Annotated in this window: 19 protein-coding genes; 9 read left to right on the plus strand and 10 right to left on the minus strand. The window is 36.3% G+C overall.

Annotated elements, in window-relative coordinates:
• Nucleotides 1-104: 104 nt before the first annotated feature.
• From K350_RS0107505 to K350_RS0107540, 7 genes are all read left to right on the plus strand, one after another.
• Nucleotides 105-326 (plus strand): hypothetical protein, encoded by a 222-nt coding sequence (locus K350_RS0107505; RefSeq protein ID WP_051312982.1) that lies wholly within the window; start codon nucleotides 105-107, stop codon nucleotides 324-326.
• A gap of 224 nt (nucleotides 327-550) precedes the next feature.
• Entirely contained in the window at nucleotides 551-2,080 is a 1,530-nt protein-coding gene (guaA, locus tag K350_RS0107515; protein ID WP_028979383.1) for a glutamine-hydrolyzing GMP synthase, read from the plus strand.
• Between the two features lie 13 nt (nucleotides 2,081-2,093).
• Complete coding sequence (locus K350_RS0107520) at nucleotides 2,094-3,836, plus strand: type 1 periplasmic-binding domain-containing protein (RefSeq protein WP_028979384.1); 1,743 nt, start codon at nucleotides 2,094-2,096, stop codon at nucleotides 3,834-3,836.
• 4 nt (nucleotides 3,837-3,840) lie between these two features.
• Nucleotides 3,841-5,139 carry a glutamate-1-semialdehyde 2,1-aminomutase gene (gene hemL / locus K350_RS0107525; RefSeq protein ID WP_028979385.1) on the plus strand — a complete coding sequence of 433 codons (1,299 nt, stop codon included), beginning with the start codon at nucleotides 3,841-3,843 and terminating at the stop codon, nucleotides 5,137-5,139.
• 23 nt (nucleotides 5,140-5,162) lie between these two features.
• Nucleotides 5,163-5,972, plus strand: coding sequence for a pyrroline-5-carboxylate reductase (gene proC / locus K350_RS0107530; protein ID WP_028979386.1), 810 nt, complete (start codon nucleotides 5,163-5,165; stop codon nucleotides 5,970-5,972).
• A gap of 293 nt (nucleotides 5,973-6,265) precedes the next feature.
• A complete protein-coding gene (locus tag K350_RS0107535; protein WP_028979387.1) occupies nucleotides 6,266-6,694 on the plus strand; it encodes a hypothetical protein in 429 nt (142 codons plus the stop codon).
• Between the two features lie 171 nt (nucleotides 6,695-6,865).
• Nucleotides 6,866-7,627 carry a hypothetical protein gene (locus tag K350_RS0107540; RefSeq protein WP_156026964.1) on the plus strand — a complete coding sequence of 254 codons (762 nt, stop codon included), beginning with the start codon at nucleotides 6,866-6,868 and terminating at the stop codon, nucleotides 7,625-7,627.
• A gap of 95 nt (nucleotides 7,628-7,722) precedes the next feature.
• Here K350_RS0107540 and gldC read toward each other — a convergent pair whose 3' ends face one another.
• The gene (gene gldC, locus K350_RS0107545; protein WP_028979389.1) at nucleotides 7,723-8,058 is read right to left on the minus strand and encodes a gliding motility protein GldC; all 336 of its coding nucleotides are present in this window, start codon (nucleotides 8,056-8,058) and stop codon (nucleotides 7,723-7,725) included.
• 69 nt (nucleotides 8,059-8,127) lie between these two features.
• On the opposite strand from gldC, the gene K350_RS0107550 reads away from it, so the two are divergent.
• Complete coding sequence (locus K350_RS0107550; protein WP_037574505.1) at nucleotides 8,128-9,135, plus strand: endonuclease/exonuclease/phosphatase family protein; 1,008 nt, start codon at nucleotides 8,128-8,130, stop codon at nucleotides 9,133-9,135.
• Between the two features lies 1 nt (nucleotide 9,136).
• Here the strand turns inward: K350_RS0107550 and K350_RS0107555 are convergent, their stop codons facing one another.
• The 8 genes from K350_RS0107555 to K350_RS0107590 all read right to left on the minus strand — a co-directional run bounded on the left by K350_RS0107555 (nucleotide 9,137) and on the right by K350_RS0107590 (nucleotide 15,115).
• Nucleotides 9,137-9,940 carry a M48 family metalloprotease gene (locus tag K350_RS0107555; protein WP_037574507.1) on the minus strand — a complete coding sequence of 268 codons (804 nt, stop codon included), beginning with the start codon at nucleotides 9,938-9,940 and terminating at the stop codon, nucleotides 9,137-9,139.
• 21 nt (nucleotides 9,941-9,961) lie between these two features.
• On the minus strand, nucleotides 9,962-10,912 hold the full coding sequence (locus K350_RS0107560) for a bifunctional riboflavin kinase/FAD synthetase (RefSeq protein WP_028979392.1): 951 nt from the start codon (nucleotides 10,910-10,912) through the stop codon (nucleotides 9,962-9,964).
• Complete coding sequence (gene truB, locus K350_RS0107565) at nucleotides 10,899-11,588, minus strand: tRNA pseudouridine(55) synthase TruB (RefSeq protein WP_028979393.1); 690 nt, start codon at nucleotides 11,586-11,588, stop codon at nucleotides 10,899-10,901. The genes K350_RS0107560 and truB overlap by 14 nt, the downstream gene beginning before the upstream one ends.
• Nucleotides 11,589-12,374: an undecaprenyl-diphosphate phosphatase gene (locus tag K350_RS0107570; RefSeq protein WP_028979394.1), complete on the minus strand. Its 786-nt coding sequence runs from the start codon at nucleotides 12,372-12,374 to the stop codon at nucleotides 11,589-11,591.
• Nucleotides 12,371-12,577 (minus strand): DUF3098 domain-containing protein, encoded by a 207-nt coding sequence (locus K350_RS31940; protein WP_081670927.1) that lies wholly within the window; start codon nucleotides 12,575-12,577, stop codon nucleotides 12,371-12,373. The genes K350_RS0107570 and K350_RS31940 overlap by 4 nt, the downstream gene beginning before the upstream one ends.
• A 5-nt stretch (nucleotides 12,578-12,582) precedes the next feature.
• Nucleotides 12,583-13,482 (minus strand): cell division protein FtsX, encoded by a 900-nt coding sequence (locus tag K350_RS0107580; RefSeq protein ID WP_028979395.1) that lies wholly within the window; start codon nucleotides 13,480-13,482, stop codon nucleotides 12,583-12,585.
• 183 nt (nucleotides 13,483-13,665) lie between these two features.
• Nucleotides 13,666-14,571 (minus strand): hypothetical protein, encoded by a 906-nt coding sequence (locus K350_RS0107585; RefSeq protein ID WP_028979396.1) that lies wholly within the window; start codon nucleotides 14,569-14,571, stop codon nucleotides 13,666-13,668.
• A 1-nt stretch (nucleotide 14,572) separates the two neighbouring features.
• Complete coding sequence (locus tag K350_RS0107590; protein ID WP_028979397.1) at nucleotides 14,573-15,115, minus strand: RNA polymerase sigma factor; 543 nt, start codon at nucleotides 15,113-15,115, stop codon at nucleotides 14,573-14,575.
• Nucleotides 15,116-15,414: 299 nt separating this feature from the next.
• Between K350_RS0107590 and K350_RS0107595 the strand changes: the two genes are divergently transcribed.
• Nucleotides 15,415-15,861: a DUF2188 domain-containing protein gene (locus K350_RS0107595; RefSeq protein WP_028979398.1), complete on the plus strand. Its 447-nt coding sequence runs from the start codon at nucleotides 15,415-15,417 to the stop codon at nucleotides 15,859-15,861.
• Between the two features lie 200 nt (nucleotides 15,862-16,061).
• Here the strand turns inward: K350_RS0107595 and K350_RS27850 are convergent, their stop codons facing one another.
• Nucleotides 16,062-16,376 carry a MarR family transcriptional regulator gene (locus K350_RS27850; RefSeq protein WP_245598568.1) on the minus strand — a complete coding sequence of 105 codons (315 nt, stop codon included), beginning with the start codon at nucleotides 16,374-16,376 and terminating at the stop codon, nucleotides 16,062-16,064.
• Between the last annotated feature and the right edge of the window lie 213 nt (nucleotides 16,377-16,589).

Raw genomic sequence — 16,589 nt, forward strand, 5'->3', positions numbered from 1 at the left:
GTTGAACGAAAGAATTAATCCACAGAATTTTAAAATAAGATGAATTTTTTAAAAATATTTGTTGTTTAACCGGAGTAAGAATAAGTAGTATGGTAACAAGTCAAATGAAAAGGAATAATGTAAAGATCCAGTACAAATGTATTAGGACGCCTGATAACAAGCAGCTAAAAGAATTTAAGGAGAACCAGGTTTATCGTGGAAGATCCTTTAATGACCTCTTTGAGGTGTCTACTGAATGGGCAAGTCATAAGCCGACTTTTTTGTTGGAGAAAAAAGATTTTGAAAAATATTTTGAGTTGCTGACACCAATAGAAGCAGGAGTATGACATTACTTCATGTTAAAAAATTGAATAGAAAACCTGCCTTCGAGCAGGTTTTTCTATTTTTGTGTATTTATGCCTTTGCTTGAAAATATCCTCCAGCTTTTTAAAAAATCAACTTTTGACTTTCAACTTTCAGCTTTCCACTTTTTTCCAGTATGTTTATAACTTGTTCCGGAAAGGATTTACTTTTTTTGGAAAAACCGGACAACTAATGTTAATTTTACATTATGACTGAAAAAATATTAATTCTGGATTTCGGATCCCAGTATACTCAACTTATAGCCCGCAGAGTCAGAGAGTTAAACGTTTACTGCGAAATTCATCCTTTCAATAAAATTCCTCCTGTTGATTCCAGTGTAAAAGGCCTAATACTATCAGGAAGTCCATGTTCTGTTCGTGAAGCAAATGCTCCAGACATAGATCTGACAGCTTTTAAAGGAAAAATGCCTGTCCTTGGCGTTTGTTATGGAGCTCAATTAATGGCGCATAAAGCAGGCAATGATGTATTACCTTCTAAAATAAGAGAGTATGGAAGAGCCAAATTGGTGAGCATCCACAATACTGATAAGTTGATGAAGGAGATTACACCTGATTCTCAGGTTTGGATGTCTCACGGAGATACAATCTCCGGTCTCAATGACAAATTTGAAATTCTGGCCAGCACTGAGTCTGTGAAGGTCGCTGCATATAAAGTTATAGGTGAACAAACCTATGGAATTCAGTTTCACCCAGAGGTTACGCATTCTCTTGAGGGTAAAATAATTTTAAGAAATTTTGTTGTACACATCTGCGGCTGCAGCCAGGATTGGACTCCAGATACTTTTATTGATTCTACTGTTGCAGAACTAAAAGCCACATTAGGAAATGATAAAGTAGTACTTGGCTTATCAGGAGGAGTGGATTCTTCTGTAGCTGCTGTGCTTATAGATAAGGCTATAGGAGACAGACTCACTTGTATTTTTGTCGACAACGGCTTGTTGAGAAAAAATGAGTATGATGAAGTACTGGCATCTTACAAACACATGGGACTGAATGTAATTGGGGTTGATGCAAAAGGACAATTTTATTCAGCTTTAAAAGGACTTTCTGATCCGGAACAAAAACGAAAAGCCATCGGAAGAGTTTTCATAGAAGTCTTCGATCAGGAGGCTCATAAAATAACTGATGTGAAGTGGCTTGGACAAGGTACCATTTATCCGGATATTATTGAGTCTGTTTCTGTTAAAGGACCTTCTGCAACCATTAAATCTCACCACAACGTTGGTGGGCTTCCTGAAAAAATGAAGATGAAAGTTGTAGAGCCTTTAAAGACATTATTTAAAGATGAAGTAAGGATAGTTGGGAAATCTCTTGGAATAGACAATACTATTCTTGGTCGTCATCCTTTCCCTGGTCCAGGGCTCGCAATCAGAATACTTGGAGACATCACCGCAGAGAAAGTTGCAATACTTCAGGAAGTAGATCATCTGTTCATTTCGGGATTAAAGAGAGTTGGAGAATATGATAAGGTTTGGCAAGCTGGAGCAATTCTGCTTCCTGTTAAATCTGTCGGTGTTATGGGGGATGAAAGGACTTATGAAAATGTAGTAAGTCTTAGAGCCGTTACCAGCACAGATGGAATGACTGCTGACTGGGCGCATCTTCCTTATGAGTTCCTTGCAGATATTTCCAGTGAGATTATCAATAAAGTAAAAGGAGTAAACAGGGTAGTTTACGATATTAGTTCAAAACCACCTGCTACCATTGAATGGGAGTAAAATGATCAACCGGATGAAAAAAATCTCTTACGCACTAAGTTTTCTTATCCTATATTTTGTCTCCAATAATGTTTTGGGACAAACGGATTATCAGGGACAATTCCTGATTGGTAAAAACTTCCTTAAAGAAGGAAAGTATCAACAGGCAATGGATGTTTTTGGGCCGTTGACTAAAGAAAGTGAAGAAAATAATTTCGAAGCTTATTCAGCATATTACTATTCTCTTGCTGCTCTTAAACTTGGCAAGCTGAACGAAGGAAAAGCTATGGTCATGCAGATCAAACAGCGATATCCGGATTGGGACAAAATAGAAGATGTAAATTACCTTTATGCAAATCTGTATTTTGAACAGCAGAGATATTTTCAGGCCGTTAAGATCCTTAATACTCTTAATTCAAAGGAATTAAAGCAGGAAGCGGATAAGCAGAAGAATTTTTATCTGCAGAAGGCTCCACTTGACACTCTTAAAAACCTGCAAAAGCTATTTCCAAATGATGCTGTGATAGCAAAGAATCTTGTTAACAAACTTTCTTATGCTCAGCTAAATGAGAAAGATAAGATGTTGCTGGAATATCTGAGACAGGAATTTAAATTAGAAAAGGAAGCTGTTGAAGCAACAAGAGCTTCAGTAAAAAAACAGGAATATCATGTAGCTGTGCTCTTTCCTTTTATGGAGAAACAATTGAGCCCAGAGGCTTGGAGCAAAAGCTATCAATATGTCTTTGAGTTGTATGAAGGGATGAAAATTGCAATAGATTCCCTGAAGAAAGACGGAGTTAGTGTTGTGCTTCATCCTTATGATACAGAAAAGGACGATTCAAAGGTCTCTCAAATATTGAAATCTCCTGAACTTGCCAATATGGATCTGATCGTTGGTCCGATTTTTCCTGCAAACTATCCCCTGGTGGCTGAATTCGCATTAAGGAATAAAATATCAGGTATCAATCCTCTTTCCAATAATATTAAACTTGTAGAAGGGAATCCATATGTGTTTTTATTTCAGCCAAGTCTGGAAGCTCAGGCGGGCAGGGCTGCAGAAATGGCTGTGGCAAAATTCCCCGCAGAACCTCTGGCTGTGGGAACAGGAAAGAAAGCTCACACCGCACCAGAAAGAAAAAATGTTTATATATTTTTTGGTCAGGAAAACAGAGATTCATTACTGGCAACAAGATACAAAGACAGTATTATACTAAAAGGATTTGCTGTGACTCAATTTGAAAAAGTTGCTAAAGATAAGCTTAAAAACATGCAAAAGCTTTTGTCCGATTCTGCAAAGCTATTAGGTGTCAATCATATTTTCATAGCAGCAAACGATCAGGTAATTGCAGCTAACTTTATCAGTCAAATGGAGATCAGTAAATTTTCTACACCTGTAATTACAAGGCAGGAATGGTTGCAGTTTCCCTTACTTACCTTTGAACAGTTTGAAAGGAGAAATGTACATTTTATCAATCCTGACTACATAGATTATGATAGCTATGCAGTTCAAAGTTTCAGAAATACATTTTTGAAAAAAGCTTATATCATCCCAGAGATCTATGCTTACCAGGGATATGATATGATGAGGTTTTTCGGAAATGCATTGAAAAATTACGGTAATGTGTTTGGACCTGGCCTCTCTGCACAGGGCTTTACAAGAGGTTATACGCTTTATGGTTATAACTTCACAAATTCCAATTCGAATTTATTTGTTCCAATAGTGAAATTTGAAGGGAACAAAATGGTAGTAGCAAATCCTGTAGATCAGATTAAATAAGTATATGAATACTGAAAAAAGCCATAAACTTTTTGAAAGAGCTAAAAATGTAATTCCAGGTGGAGTTAATTCTCCGGTAAGAGCATTTAGAGCTGTAGGAGGAAATCCTTTATTTATCAAAAAAGCTGAAGGAGCTTATTTGATAGATGAGGATGATAATAAATATATAGAGCTGATCAATTCATGGGGGCCAATGATTCTTGGTCATGCTAATAAAGATATTCAGGACGCGGTGTGTGAAGCTGTTAAAGATTCACTTTCGTTCGGAGCTCCGGGGGAAAGAGAAGTACTGATGGCAGAACTGATCACTTCTATGATTCCATCAATCGAGAAGGTGAGGATGGTTAGCTCAGGAACTGAAGCAACTATGGCTGCGGTAAGACTTGCCAGAGGGTATACGAACAGAGCTAAGATCGTTAAATTTGAAGGATGCTACCATGGACATGGCGATTCATTCCTGATCGCTGCAGGAAGTGGTGCTATAACACTTGGTGTACCTGATAGTCCCGGTGTTACCCAAGGTGTTGCAAATGATACTCTTACAGCTCCATTTAACAATCTTAAAGCAGTTCAGGATCTAGCAGCTGCCAATAAAGGGCAGATTGCTGCTATTATCATTGAGCCTGTAGCAGGAAATATGGGACTTGTTTTACCGGATGGTGGTTTTCTGCAAGGGTTGAGAACACTTTGTGATAACGAAGGCATTGTGTTGATCTTTGATGAAGTGATGACAGGTTTCAGATTATCTAAAGGAGGAGCTCAGCAAATTTTAAATGTTAAACCAGACCTTACGACTTTAGGAAAAATAATCGGAGGAGGTATGCCAGTAGGTGCATATGGCGGAAGAAAGGAAATTATGGATTTTGTTTCTCCTTCAGGTCCGGTATATCAGGCTGGAACGCTTTCCGGAAATCCGGTAGCTATGGCTGCTGGTTTAGCCATGTTAAATTATTTGAACACACATCCTGAAGTTTATACTCATCTGGAAAAAATTACAGCGAAAATCTGTGAAGGTTTTGAGAAAAACCTTAAAGAGCTTGGTATAAAAGGAACGGTTAACAGGATTGGCTCCATGTTTACATTGTTCTTCACGGATCAGACGGTTATAGATTTTGAAACAGCAAAGACTTCTGATACCACTCTTTTCGGTAAATACTTCAGGGCAATGTTGGAAGAAGGAGTTTATCTTGCTCCCTCTCAATATGAAAGTTTGTTTATTTCAACAGCGATCAATGAGGAGCTGGCAGAGAAGATAATAAAAGCGAATTACAAAGCATTAAAAGCTGTGCTTCAAAATGCTTAAAAGAAATTAATAATAGATTTAATATGAGAATTGCAATACTTGGCGGGGGGAATATGGGTACGACCTATGCCAAAGCCTTTGTTAGAAGTAGCATTGTAAAAACAGGAGACCTACTAATCATAGAAAAACATCCTGAGAAACGTAAAAGCCTTAGAGAGGAAGGAGTGGCTGACCTTAAGGAAGAAATAAACGAAAGTTTATCAACTTACGACATTCTGATTGTAGCTGTAAAACCTCAGGATTTTAAATCTCTGGTACCGGATCTGATAAAGGTTATAAAGCCGAACCAGCTGATTATTTCTATCATGGCTGGAATTACTATCTCTACTATACAGACTCTTCTGAAGCATGATAAAATTGTGAGGGCTATGCCAAATACTCCAGCTCAGCTTGGGTTTGGTATAACGGCTTTTACTGTTTGTAAGGATGCATCTCTTGATCAGATATCTATCGTGGATACTTTGCTTGAAACTACTGGCAAGGCAATTTTTATGAAAGATGAAGAACTGCTTGATGCAGTAACTGCCTTAAGCGGGAGTGGACCTGCTTATTACTATTATTTTGTGAAGCATATGATAGAAGCCGGAAAGCAAATGGGGATGGAAGAGCCTGTTGCTGCTATGCTGGTGAAACAAACTATGTTAGGTGCATTTCAGATCATGAGTAATAGCAAGGATTCGCTAGACGATATGATTAAAGCTGTTGCCTCTAAAGGAGGAACAACCGAGGCGGCTCTGAATTCTTTTGAAAAATCCAATGTAGGGCAGGATATTATTGAAGCTTTAAAATCAGCTGAGAAGAGAGCAAAAGAGCTTTCCAGAGAATCAGCGTGAGGAGCTTAAAACAGAAGTTAAAAGCAGAAAGTTAAAGTAGTCTTTGGACCTTTGCTTTCTGCTTTTAATTTTTGATACCAATGAGCCATTTTTTAGGCAGATGAATTCAATAGATTGGGGAGAATAACTCCTTTTAAAACTTTTAACTTTAAGCTTTCAACTTTTCTCTTTTTAAAAACTTTTCGCTTTAAGCTTTCTGCTTTAAGCTTGATTTGTAGTCTATTATCTTCCTCTTTTTCCCTTCTTATAACTATTTGAATTTTTCCCTAGTTAGATTTATAAAGTCGGTAACAATGAAAAAGCAATGGGGAGTTCTGCTGATGTTCATGGTAATGTACTCAGTGGTCTACGCTCAGGAGACAGAAAGTAATAAGGCCGGAGGGCCTGTAAAAGACCTGTGCGTAAAAAGAATAACTCAAGTAAAAGATAGTATCAATACTGGTTTACATAATGTAGCTTACCTGAGTGCGACAAAGATAAATAATGATATCAGATATGACTTTGAGGCTGAGCCTCAGCAAAATCTTGATGCAAAGAATATTTACTATAAAGATACTTCTACTGTTTATGTAGAAGAAGTGAAAAAGCTAAAAATGCTTCAATGGCCTTTCCAGAAAAGACGTGGAGAAAGAGAGGGTTCGGCAAGAAGGGTTCGGTATGAAAGAGAAGGACAAGGAGAGGCCGGCAGGGACATGCAGGGAGATGAAGAGGAGTGTATTTAGTGGAGGCGAGTGTTTCTGTTGCAGAATTTTCCGGAAAGTATTGCAGGCTGATCGTGGGGAAGAGCTTACCGGAAAATTCTTTCACTTCATAAACTAAGGAAAAACAAAGGCTGTTTTTCCTTAGTTATTTTATAAGAGAGTAGTATTAGTTGGTGATTAAACGTGAGAGATATGAGAGTAGGAAAATCGCTATTAATGATAATGATGGGCATAGGATTCTCATTTGTATCCAAGGCTCAGGGAGATGATCAGGATCTGCAGGGAAGAGTTCAATACGAAGAAAAAGAAAATAAGTCGACTGTTAAAAGTAATCCTTCAAAACCTGAAGTAGTGGAAGGTGAAATGGAAATGTCTTCTTCTATGACAAGGTTATTTGAAAATAACCTCGCTGATCCGGAACAGGAAGTTGAAGTATTAAGAGTAATTGAAGACAAGGCTTTTATTCAATCTTTGTCCGGACAAAATGAAATGCCGAAGGACTTTGAATATAAAGACGATAAGTTTGTATTAAGATATAAACTTTCTGGTGATGAGGAGAAAATAAAAGCAGAGGGGGACCCTTCAGAGTTTGTTGCGAAATATAATGCATTCAGGCAGAATCAGGGAATGACTCCTACAGCAACTCCTATAACATCTCCTGAGCCTGATAATCAGAATCTATATGCTGAGCCTGAAGAGGTGACTTCTACCAGAGGCGTTGATGCTAAAACCAGAGCGAGAAATTATGAACCTGAACAAAATGAAATTTTCAGGATTGAGGTACCTGTGGAGTCAGCAGAGGCTTGTCCGATGAATAATAACACAGTTATAAATCAAAAGCAGATGAAAATCAAGCGAAGCTGTCCGGGGCACTCAATGAAAAAAGGGAATAGCTCTACTGAAGAATATAATTTCAATTCATCTGGTAGCCAAATGAAAAGGAATAACGAATGATATAAATCCAATTAATGGACTTATTATATAAAGACTGAAAGGGGGGATTGTGCTTCCCGATTTTCAGTCTTTATTAATTTCATTTATCGAAACTCTTATTGTTTATTAAGATTTTCAAGATGTTTTACAAGTTTACGGCAAAGGGCATGCATCTCATCTGCCATAAAATCATCACCTGTTGAGGTTTTAACAGTTTCAGCCATTCCTCCGATTGCTTCAATGAAGAAGCGTTTCATCTCATCTACAGGCATATCTTTTTCCCAAAGGTCTATACGCATAGTTGATTGTTGCTTCTGGTCCCAGATATTAAGGCTGATAGCTTTTGCTTCGGAAAGATTTCCCTGAGGACTATCTGTAGCATCCCATTTAATCTTGTCTGGAATATTTTCACTGTCAAGCTCAACTACAAATTTGATCTCTGATTTTTTCATTAATTATATTCAGGTAATTTTTTCTTTACTCAAATTTACTTTTAATTTATAGGATTTCCATTACTTCTTATGAAGAAAATACTTTGGCTGTGCCTTACTCTCATCGTTACCTTTGTTTTATCGTTCTGTCTTCCTGATGAAAAACCAGAAGCATATTCAATAGCATTTTATAATGTTGAAAATCTTTTTGACTATCATGACGATCCGGATGTGAATGATGATGATTTTCTTCCTGGCGGTAAATGCCATTGGACTCAAAATCGATATGAAAAAAAGCTTAATCAGATTGCAACTGTGGCAAGTAAACTAGGAGATAGTGATGGACCGGAATTGCTTGGTATGGCTGAGATAGAAAATAGTCATGTATTAAAAGATCTTATTAATATTTCTGCTTTTGCTGCTCCATATGGATTTATTCATCAGGAGTCCTGTGATAACAGAGGTATTGATGTCGCACTTCTTTATAAAAAGAAAATATTTAAACCCTTATACCACAAACTTTATTCTCCTAAAAGCATGGAAGGAATAAAGTCAGGTTTGCGAGAGCTTTTATTGGTGAAAGGAATATTGAATAAGGATACAACTTTTATTCTTGTGAACCACTGGACTTCCAGAAGGACAGGTGTAGAAAAGTCAGAAAGGAAAAGGATAATTATGGGGATGCTGGTCAGAGAGTTGTGCGACTCACTGTTCAGGATCAATAAAGAATCTGAAATTATTGTGATGGGAGATTTTAATGATACTCCACATGATCCTAGTGTTACTGAAGTCATAATGGCCAAGGGGAATGCAGAGAAAATGGGAGGGGAAGACCTTTTTAACGGATTTGGAAATATTGATGCATCGAAAATCGGCTCAACTAAATACGGGAAAAATTGGCTGACCTTTGATCAGATAATGATGAGCAAAGCATTTTATAAAAAGCATTATAAAAAAGGGTCTTCAGAAATTTATCATCCGGAGTGGATGCATTATAAAAGTAAACTGATGAATGGACCTTACAGAACCTTCTCTGGTTCTAAATATCAGGAAAATGGTTTTAGTGACCATTTTCCTGTATATATCAATTTTAAATAGTTTAGAAACCTAGTTCTGCTTTCATGGCCTTAAAGCCCTCCGGATTGTGAGCATTTACGTCACATCCTAGTGAATTAGCTTTGTTTGTGATATTTTCAACTCTACTTTGATCAGAAGGGTGAGTGCTTAAGAAAGCAGGAGTGCTGGAACCTGAACCTGAAGCCATTAGTTTTTCAAAGAAGCCAGCAGCTCCGTCTGCTTCATATTCAGCAGGGTTTTGGCAAAGATATTGAACCGAATAATCATCAGCTTCAGCTTCGTCATTACGGCTGAATTTTAATGTAAGTAAACCTTCAGTCAGCTGCCCCAACATTCCCGGGTTTTGACCTAACACCAGACTAAATAAGGTTTCAACACCGTACTGCTTGCTCATCTGTGATGTACCATGTCTTCTGTCAGCATGCGCCATTTCATGTCCCATTACACCTGCAAGATGATCTTCTGTATCAAGGTATTTAATAAGACCTGTATATACATACATATAGCCACCAGGAGTTGCAAATGCATTTAATGTAGTATCATCTCTGATGATGGTAACTTTCCAAGGAAAGTCATCTTTATATTTCAGTTTTCCTGATGCCAGTATGTAATCTCTGATATGCTTCAATCTAGCATACGACTGGGGATATTGGGATTCACTTAATACTACCATTCCTGAGGTGTCAGAGTTTATAAATGCATCCATCTGAGCTCCCAGTTCTTTGTCTTTACTAACCGGAAAGATATTAATTTTTGCGTCCTTGTCTTTTTTACAGGAAACAAAAATGACAAGAATAAAAACGGATAACAGAAATCCTTTTTTCATACTCATTTATTTTATTTTGAATTAAGAATTATGATAAGCTTTATTATAGTTTTCAAGAATGGCTCTGGATTGTTTTTCGTCCACTTTTAGCTGGTCAATTAACGCATCGAGGTTAGGGAATTTTGCTTCAAATCTTAAAAATTCCAGGAAACCAACTTCTACTGATTCTCCGTAAATATTTTTATTGAAGTCAAATATGTGGACTTCCATACTTCTTCCTTTGCCTTCAACAGTTGGATTGAAACCAAGACTTAACATGCCTCCGAATTTTTTATCCTCTACCTTCACAAACACAGTGTAAATGCCATCAGCAGGAAGAATCTTTTCAGGATCTTCCACTTCAATATTAGCGGTAGGGTAACCAAGCTCACGTCCGAGTTTTTTGCCTTCTACTACTTTACCTTTAACGCTGTAGGGGCGTCCGAGCAATGTTGTAGCTTTTGATACATTGTTCTGTGAAAGTGCTTCGCGAATAGAAGTTGAGCTTATTGCGTTGTGTTCAATATCTTCTCTTGGAATTTCTTCAACCTGAAATCCAATACTAGAGGCATTTTCTTTCAGATATTCAAAGCTACCTTCTCTGTTTTTGCCAAACTTATGATCGTATCCGATTACAAGTTTCTTAGTGCCTATTTTATCAATAAGAATTTTATGGATAAAATCTTCTGAAGAGGTAGTGCTGAATTCTTTTGTAAAAGGAATGAGAAGGAGATGATCGATGCCACAGGATGCGATCATTTCTATTTTTTCTTCGAGAGTAAGAAGAAGTTTTAAAGAGTCGGCACCTTGAAGTACTTTTCTTGGATGAGGCCAGAAGGTAATAACCACGCTTTCTCCTTTTTCTTCCTTTGAAGTTTCTTTAAGGCGGTTCAAAATTTTTCTATGTCCCAGATGAACGCCGTCAAAGGTGCCAATGGTGACAATGGCATTGGTTAACTTTGTGAATTCATCGAAAGAATTATAAACCTTCATCTCCTTGTTTCTTTCCTGCTAACTTAAGAAAATCTTCTAATTTGTAGGATTTATCTATCGTGAATTCTCCTATCCTGGTTCGTCTCAACTGAGCAAGGTGTGATCCCGCTCCGAGTTTTTCCCCAAAGTCTCTTGCTATGCTTCTTATATAGGTGCCTTTGGAACAAACGATTTTGAACTCGATAATGGGAAACTCGATTTTTGTTATTTCAAAGCTTTTGATAAGAACTTCTCTTTCTTTCATCTCCACGTTTATACCTTTTCGAGCGAGTTTATAAACTCTTTTGCCATTTACTTTAATCGCTGAAAAGCATGGAGGGACCTGCATTTGCTGGCCCAGGAATTCAGAAGCTACTCTATGTATATCGGCTTCAGTAATATGAGAAATGTCAAACTCCTGATCGAACTCTGTCTCTAAATCGCAGGAAGGGGTGGTTTTACCAAGACTGATCTGGCCTTCATATTCTTTTTCCTGGCCCTGATAGGTCTCGATTTCCTTTGTCTTTTTGCCAGTACAAAGAATCAAAAGTCCGGTGGCCAGAGGATCAAGTGTTCCTGCATGACCCACTTTCTTCATCTTAAATGTATTACGAATTTTCCTCACTACATCAAAGGATGACCATTCGTAAGGTTTGTCAATAAGAAGCACTTCACCTGCTTCAAAATCAAATGCCATTTATTGTATTTTTAAATCGACTCCAAGAGCGAGTAATATTAGCAGAATTAAGCCCAGAGCGATTCTATAGTACCCGAAAACTTTAAAACCATATTTGGTAACAAAGCCTATAAAGAATTTTATTGCAAGCAAAGCCACGATAAATGCTACCACGTTTCCGACAACAAGTATGTTAAGGTTTGAAGCATCAATTGCTTTGTAATCTTTAAGAAGCTTGTAACCTGATGCCGCAAACATTGTAGGTACAGCCAGGAAAAAGGAAAATTCCGCAGCAGCCTTTCTGTTAAGGTTTTGCGCCATTCCTCCTATAATTGTTGCAGCTGATCTGCTTACTCCGGGGATCATGGCAAGGCATTGAAAACAACCTATAATTAAAGAGTTTTTATAAGACAGTTCTTCAAGAGATTTACCTTTAAGAGGATTGAAAATCCTGTCAACAAATAACAGGAATATTCCTCCCAGTAAAAGAGAAGAAGCAACAACTATAACATTTTCAAGCAAGGAGTCTATAAAATCTCCAAGCAGAAAACCTATTACTGCCGCAGGAAGAAACGCTACAAACAACTTATAATAAAAGTCAAGGGAAGTGAAAAATCTTTTCCAGTAAAGTATTACGACAGAAAGTATTGCTCCGAATTGAATCTGTACTGTGAAAATTTTTGTGAATTCCTGCTCATTAATTCCCATCAGTGCGGAAGTAATGATCATGTGACCTGTAGATGAAACGGGCAAAAATTCTGTAAGTCCTTCAACAATGGCCAGGATTATGGCTTCTATGAAATTCATTCTTTTTTACCTTGCTTATAAAAGATTGCTACAAACTGTATTATAAAACCGATTAACAGGAATAAAGGGCCAATTGTTAAGCCAAGAGTTCCAAAACCATGCGGCTGGTCGTCCTTACTCATAGTTATAAATCCGATAATCAGAAAAGCAATGCCAATAAGCATGATGATGTAATTGGCTTTCGAAAAAACTAGTTTGTTCATGGTTATTAATATAATTCGTCTAAAGACATTTTAAGATATTTGTTAACTGCTCTGAAAGAGGAGATAAGTCCTATAAAAATACCTGCGGCAATCAGAGCTCCGAATACTATAGCTATATTTTTGGTTTCACCAAGTTGAGACAATTCAGGAATCTCTCTATAAGCATACTGTTGTAAAAGGAATAGAAGACCCGCAGCTATAATGCCGCTGAAGAAGCCCTGAAATGTAGCATGAAGTAAAAATGGCCCCTGAATAAATGAGCGTTTAGCCCCTACAAGTTGCATGCTTCTAATAAGGAATCGCTGACTGTAAAGTGCCAGCTTTATAGTATTATTGATTAAAAGGTAAGTCGCAAATAATAAAATCAATGAAAATGAAAGCATAATCAATGCAATGATTTTTATGTTGCGGTTAATTGTATCTATAAGATTTACAGGATAGTCAACTTCGAATACTCCGGTCATGGACTTAATCTCTGCTGAGATAGTTTTCATTTTGGTTTCTTCGAAATACCTGGAAGAAATTTTAACAACCAGGGACGGTCTCAAAGGATTTTCAGTTAAAACGGCGGAAAAGTCTTCACCAGTTTCATTTATAAATCTCTTGGCAGCCTCTTTCTGAGAAATATATTCAATTTGGGCTTTCCCTTTTTTCTTCAATACAAAAGGTTTGGAAGCAATGGCATTCTGCAAGGAATCCATCATATCCGGAGAAAGGTTTTTGTCAAGATATACATGAAGCTCCAGATTTTCCCGGATTACTGTACTTAATTTTTTCCCATGTAAAAAGACAAGAGCAAATAAGCCAATAACAAAAAGCGATAATGTAATACTGAAAACCACAGTAAGGTAAGGATAGCTCCCTAACTTCTTTTTTCTTTTTTTGATTTTTAATGGCTTATTCATAACTAAGGTGAGCAAATTTACTAGAATAAATCTTATTACCGAAGTTAAGAATGAGGCTTTTTAACTTATTTATGGAAATTTTCCAAAACATCTTCAGAAATAAGAGGGAATAAAAATAAAAGGACTTTATCCCTTCTTATTTGTCATGGGAATAAAGTCCTTTTTAGTTGGGGGTATTATTTTTTATTTTTTTAAAGACTCCAATTGTCTTGTAATATCTTTATCATGAATTTCTTTAAGAGGGGCAATGTCTACCTGATTTGATTTCAGGGAGAAATAGCTTCCATCATATTTCAGATATAATTCTCTGCCTCCTTTGCTATTCAGCTCAAGGATTTCATAAGGCTTTTCATCAAATTTTCCATAAAGGAAAAGTTTGTTGCTGAAGAATTGATAGTGGAAGTCCTTGTTCTTCTTCTGCGCTATTTTTACAGTAATGTTGTCAAGTTTTGCGGCATCGCTTCCTTGTATTTCACCTTTTTGAGGTTGAACTGAATTTTCTGTATTAAAGTCTTCACTTTCAAAATCAGAAATATTTGGTTCTGAAGTGTTAGTAAAGATTTGAGGATTAGAAGTTTCTGTAACTACTTGCTCAGGATGTTTTTTTAACTGAGCAATTCTTGATTCCCTCTTTATTTCAAATTTATTTTCACTTTCCAATATTGGAGCAGCGGAAGATGTTTCTGATGTAATTACTTCTGCTTCTGTTTGTGGAGTAAATACTTCATCAGGAGTATTCGCTATTTGATGTTCTGAAGATTGATGTGTTGAAACAGGTTGGTCAGCAGAATTATTAAATAGAGTGAAATATAGAGTTGTGCTTAGTAACAATGTGCCTACAATACCAGCTGCTATTTTTAGGCCGGTGTATGATGATGCAGCTGAGACATTGATGTTGTCCAGACGGGCTTTTAATTCAGCTTTCCGCTGACCTTTCAGGTGGTTGATAATATCCTCCTGAAGTTTAAGCTCATTACTAACTAAAGGATCTTTAGTCATGTATTCTTCGAACATGAGCTTTTCGGTCCCAGAGAGTTTCCCCGAAAGGAAATCGTCTATTTTGTCCTGACTGTAAAAGTTGTTGTCCATATTAGTCCAAAAAATCTTTAGCGGTATATAAAGATTTAATTTTATTATCTAATTCTTTTTTACACTTGTATTTTTTTGTCTTTGCTGTATCAGCATTGGCAAAACCAAGTTTTTCAGCAATATCGTTCATTGACAGATCGTCGAAATAATAGTATGTCAGAATTTTCCGACATGTTTCTCCCAGATCTTCAATGCACTTGTTTATAATATTTGCTCTTTCCTGTTTATCAAGGTCATAAATTTCACCTTTTTCAACCGGTTGTTCCCCTGTAAGCCTGCTTTTTCTTTCAAGCTCTTTCCTCCAGAGGTTTTGGCATATACTGTATATGTAAGTGCTAAGTTTGGAAGATAAAACAAATTCCGGTGAATATGCTTTTTGCCAGACTACAATCAAGGCATCCTGAAATATGTCCTTGGCTTCTTCTTCAGAACCATTATTTCTGATGATCATTTTGACCATCATTTTATAGTTCTTTTTATAAAGATAGTCTAGTGCTGATTCATCTCGTTTCTTTATCTTCTCTAAGATCTCACTATCTTTCATAGTTTATATACTTTATATAAGCATATTGTAACCTGCTTTAATTATAAATATAGTAAAAATTAAGGGTAAATCCTTGAATTATTTAATAATTAGAATATTAGGCTAAAATATAATTTGTCTTGCTTTTGTACAAATCTGCTATTTTTTTAAGTTACTATTCCATGTTTAATTTTTTATACGACAAAAAAGTAACTGGGATCAGATTAATAATTATAACTCATTTATTAAAAAAAATATATAAACATATTACTATTTTTTGAGGTTTAATAATTGATCCAAATTTCTAACCCCCTAATTCTATGCAAAATCTAAAATATAAAATTCCGACGCTTTATAATTTTTTAAAGCAGGATGTTAAAGCAAAAGCTTTAAAACTTGCTTATGGTTTAATAGAGGAAGGATTTGAGAAAGATTTATGTTTTGAGGTGGCTTTAGTAAAAGCGAATCTGACCATGGCAGATATTAATAAAATTCAGAAATATTCCATTCATCTGATCCCTCATAATTCTGGCTGGGGTGTATGTGATGTGGATGCTAAGCTATTGTTTGTGGAGGAAAGTAAATCATTGGCTTTGGCCAGGGCAAGAAAGCTTGCAAAAAGTGCTAAGATTAAAATGTTTATTCATAATGTGGATAAAACTCTGGACTGCGAAAGTTTTGAAGTTAATTTTCCAGTTTATACAAAACCTCCTGTAAGAAATGAATATGCTGAAAGATGGAAGGTAAGGGTAAGAACTGACAAGTAAATTTGAAATCTGGAATTATAAAAAAGCAGCTTCGCCTAGATATAAGGCGAAGCTGTTTTTTTAATCCCTTAGTTTATCCAAAAGTTGATTAAGAATTTTGGCGTCTTCTACTGTGATAGAATTGAAGACCTTTTCATATTCATGAAAATTTTTATCGATTTCCGCCAGTAAATCCAACCCCTTTTGTGAAATTAATATATTCACAGATCTTCTCTTCTGTCTTCTGAAGATGGACTACGTTCAAGCAGCTCTTTTATTCTTAATCTTTCTACTAATCTTGATGCATCAGACATTTTGTCGAGCATTCTTTCCTTTAATAAATTTATTGTAGAAGGATTGGGGTATTGCCCTCGCAGAATACGAAGAATATTGAACTGCTGTGGAGTCAGATCATAATCCTTCATAAAGTTTCTTGTCCGTGCATCAAGCCAATTGAAGGTAAAAATGATGTTGACGGCAGTTTTTTGAAATTCATTCCTGAATTCCTTTTGTTTTATTTCATCTTCTAACCTCATTTTCCAAATTAATAAAATTGGAAGAACTTCTGCAAATGCTTGATTATCTAATTTTTATATATTTTCGTCGAATCGAGGATAAATGTAAATGGATATAAAAATTACATCTCCAATAAAAGGTGCAAAAAGGGAATATGCGTCGCGGGAAAAAAGGGACTAGGCCTTATTAAAATAAAGGAGGAATAAGGTTTTATGCTTTATTCCTCCTTTTAT

The organism is Sporocytophaga myxococcoides DSM 11118 (genome assembly GCF_000426725.1).
Taxonomy (GTDB): domain Bacteria; phylum Bacteroidota; class Bacteroidia; order Cytophagales; family Cytophagaceae; genus Sporocytophaga; species Sporocytophaga myxococcoides.

Excerpts from the sequence above, each read along its gene's own strand:
- K350_RS0107585 (WP_028979396.1), bottom strand. The coding sequence starts at position 14,571 with ATGGACAACAACTTTTACAGTCAGGACAAAATAGACGATTTCCTTTCG.
- K350_RS0107520 (WP_028979384.1), top strand. The coding sequence starts at position 2,094 with ATGAAAAAAATCTCTTACGCACTAAGTTTTCTTATCCTATATTTTGTC.
- K350_RS31940 (WP_081670927.1), bottom strand. The coding sequence starts at position 12,577 with ATGAACAAACTAGTTTTTTCGAAAGCCAATTACATCATCATGCTTATT.
- K350_RS0107570 (WP_028979394.1), bottom strand. The coding sequence starts at position 12,374 with ATGAATTTCATAGAAGCCATAATCCTGGCCATTGTTGAAGGACTTACA.
- K350_RS0107550 (WP_037574505.1), top strand. The coding sequence starts at position 8,128 with ATGAAGAAAATACTTTGGCTGTGCCTTACTCTCATCGTTACCTTTGTT.
- K350_RS0107540 (WP_156026964.1), top strand. The coding sequence starts at position 6,866 with ATGAGAGTAGGAAAATCGCTATTAATGATAATGATGGGCATAGGATTC.
- K350_RS0107560 (WP_028979392.1), bottom strand. The coding sequence starts at position 10,912 with ATGAAGGTTTATAATTCTTTCGATGAATTCACAAAGTTAACCAATGCC.
- K350_RS0107590 (WP_028979397.1), bottom strand. The coding sequence starts at position 15,115 with ATGAAAGATAGTGAGATCTTAGAGAAGATAAAGAAACGAGATGAATCA.
- K350_RS0107535 (WP_028979387.1), top strand. The coding sequence starts at position 6,266 with ATGAAAAAGCAATGGGGAGTTCTGCTGATGTTCATGGTAATGTACTCA.
- truB (WP_028979393.1), bottom strand. The coding sequence starts at position 11,588 with ATGGCATTTGATTTTGAAGCAGGTGAAGTGCTTCTTATTGACAAACCT.
- K350_RS0107505 (WP_051312982.1), top strand. The coding sequence starts at position 105 with ATGAAAAGGAATAATGTAAAGATCCAGTACAAATGTATTAGGACGCCT.
- K350_RS0107595 (WP_028979398.1), top strand. The coding sequence starts at position 15,415 with ATGCAAAATCTAAAATATAAAATTCCGACGCTTTATAATTTTTTAAAG.
- K350_RS27850 (WP_245598568.1), bottom strand. The coding sequence starts at position 16,376 with ATGAGGTTAGAAGATGAAATAAAACAAAAGGAATTCAGGAATGAATTT.
- K350_RS0107580 (WP_028979395.1), bottom strand. The coding sequence starts at position 13,482 with ATGAATAAGCCATTAAAAATCAAAAAAAGAAAAAAGAAGTTAGGGAGC.
- proC (WP_028979386.1), top strand. The coding sequence starts at position 5,163 with ATGAGAATTGCAATACTTGGCGGGGGGAATATGGGTACGACCTATGCC.
- guaA (WP_028979383.1), top strand. The coding sequence starts at position 551 with ATGACTGAAAAAATATTAATTCTGGATTTCGGATCCCAGTATACTCAA.
- K350_RS0107555 (WP_037574507.1), bottom strand. The coding sequence starts at position 9,940 with ATGAAAAAAGGATTTCTGTTATCCGTTTTTATTCTTGTCATTTTTGTT.
- hemL (WP_028979385.1), top strand. The coding sequence starts at position 3,841 with ATGAATACTGAAAAAAGCCATAAACTTTTTGAAAGAGCTAAAAATGTA.
- gldC (WP_028979389.1), bottom strand. The coding sequence starts at position 8,058 with ATGAAAAAATCAGAGATCAAATTTGTAGTTGAGCTTGACAGTGAAAAT.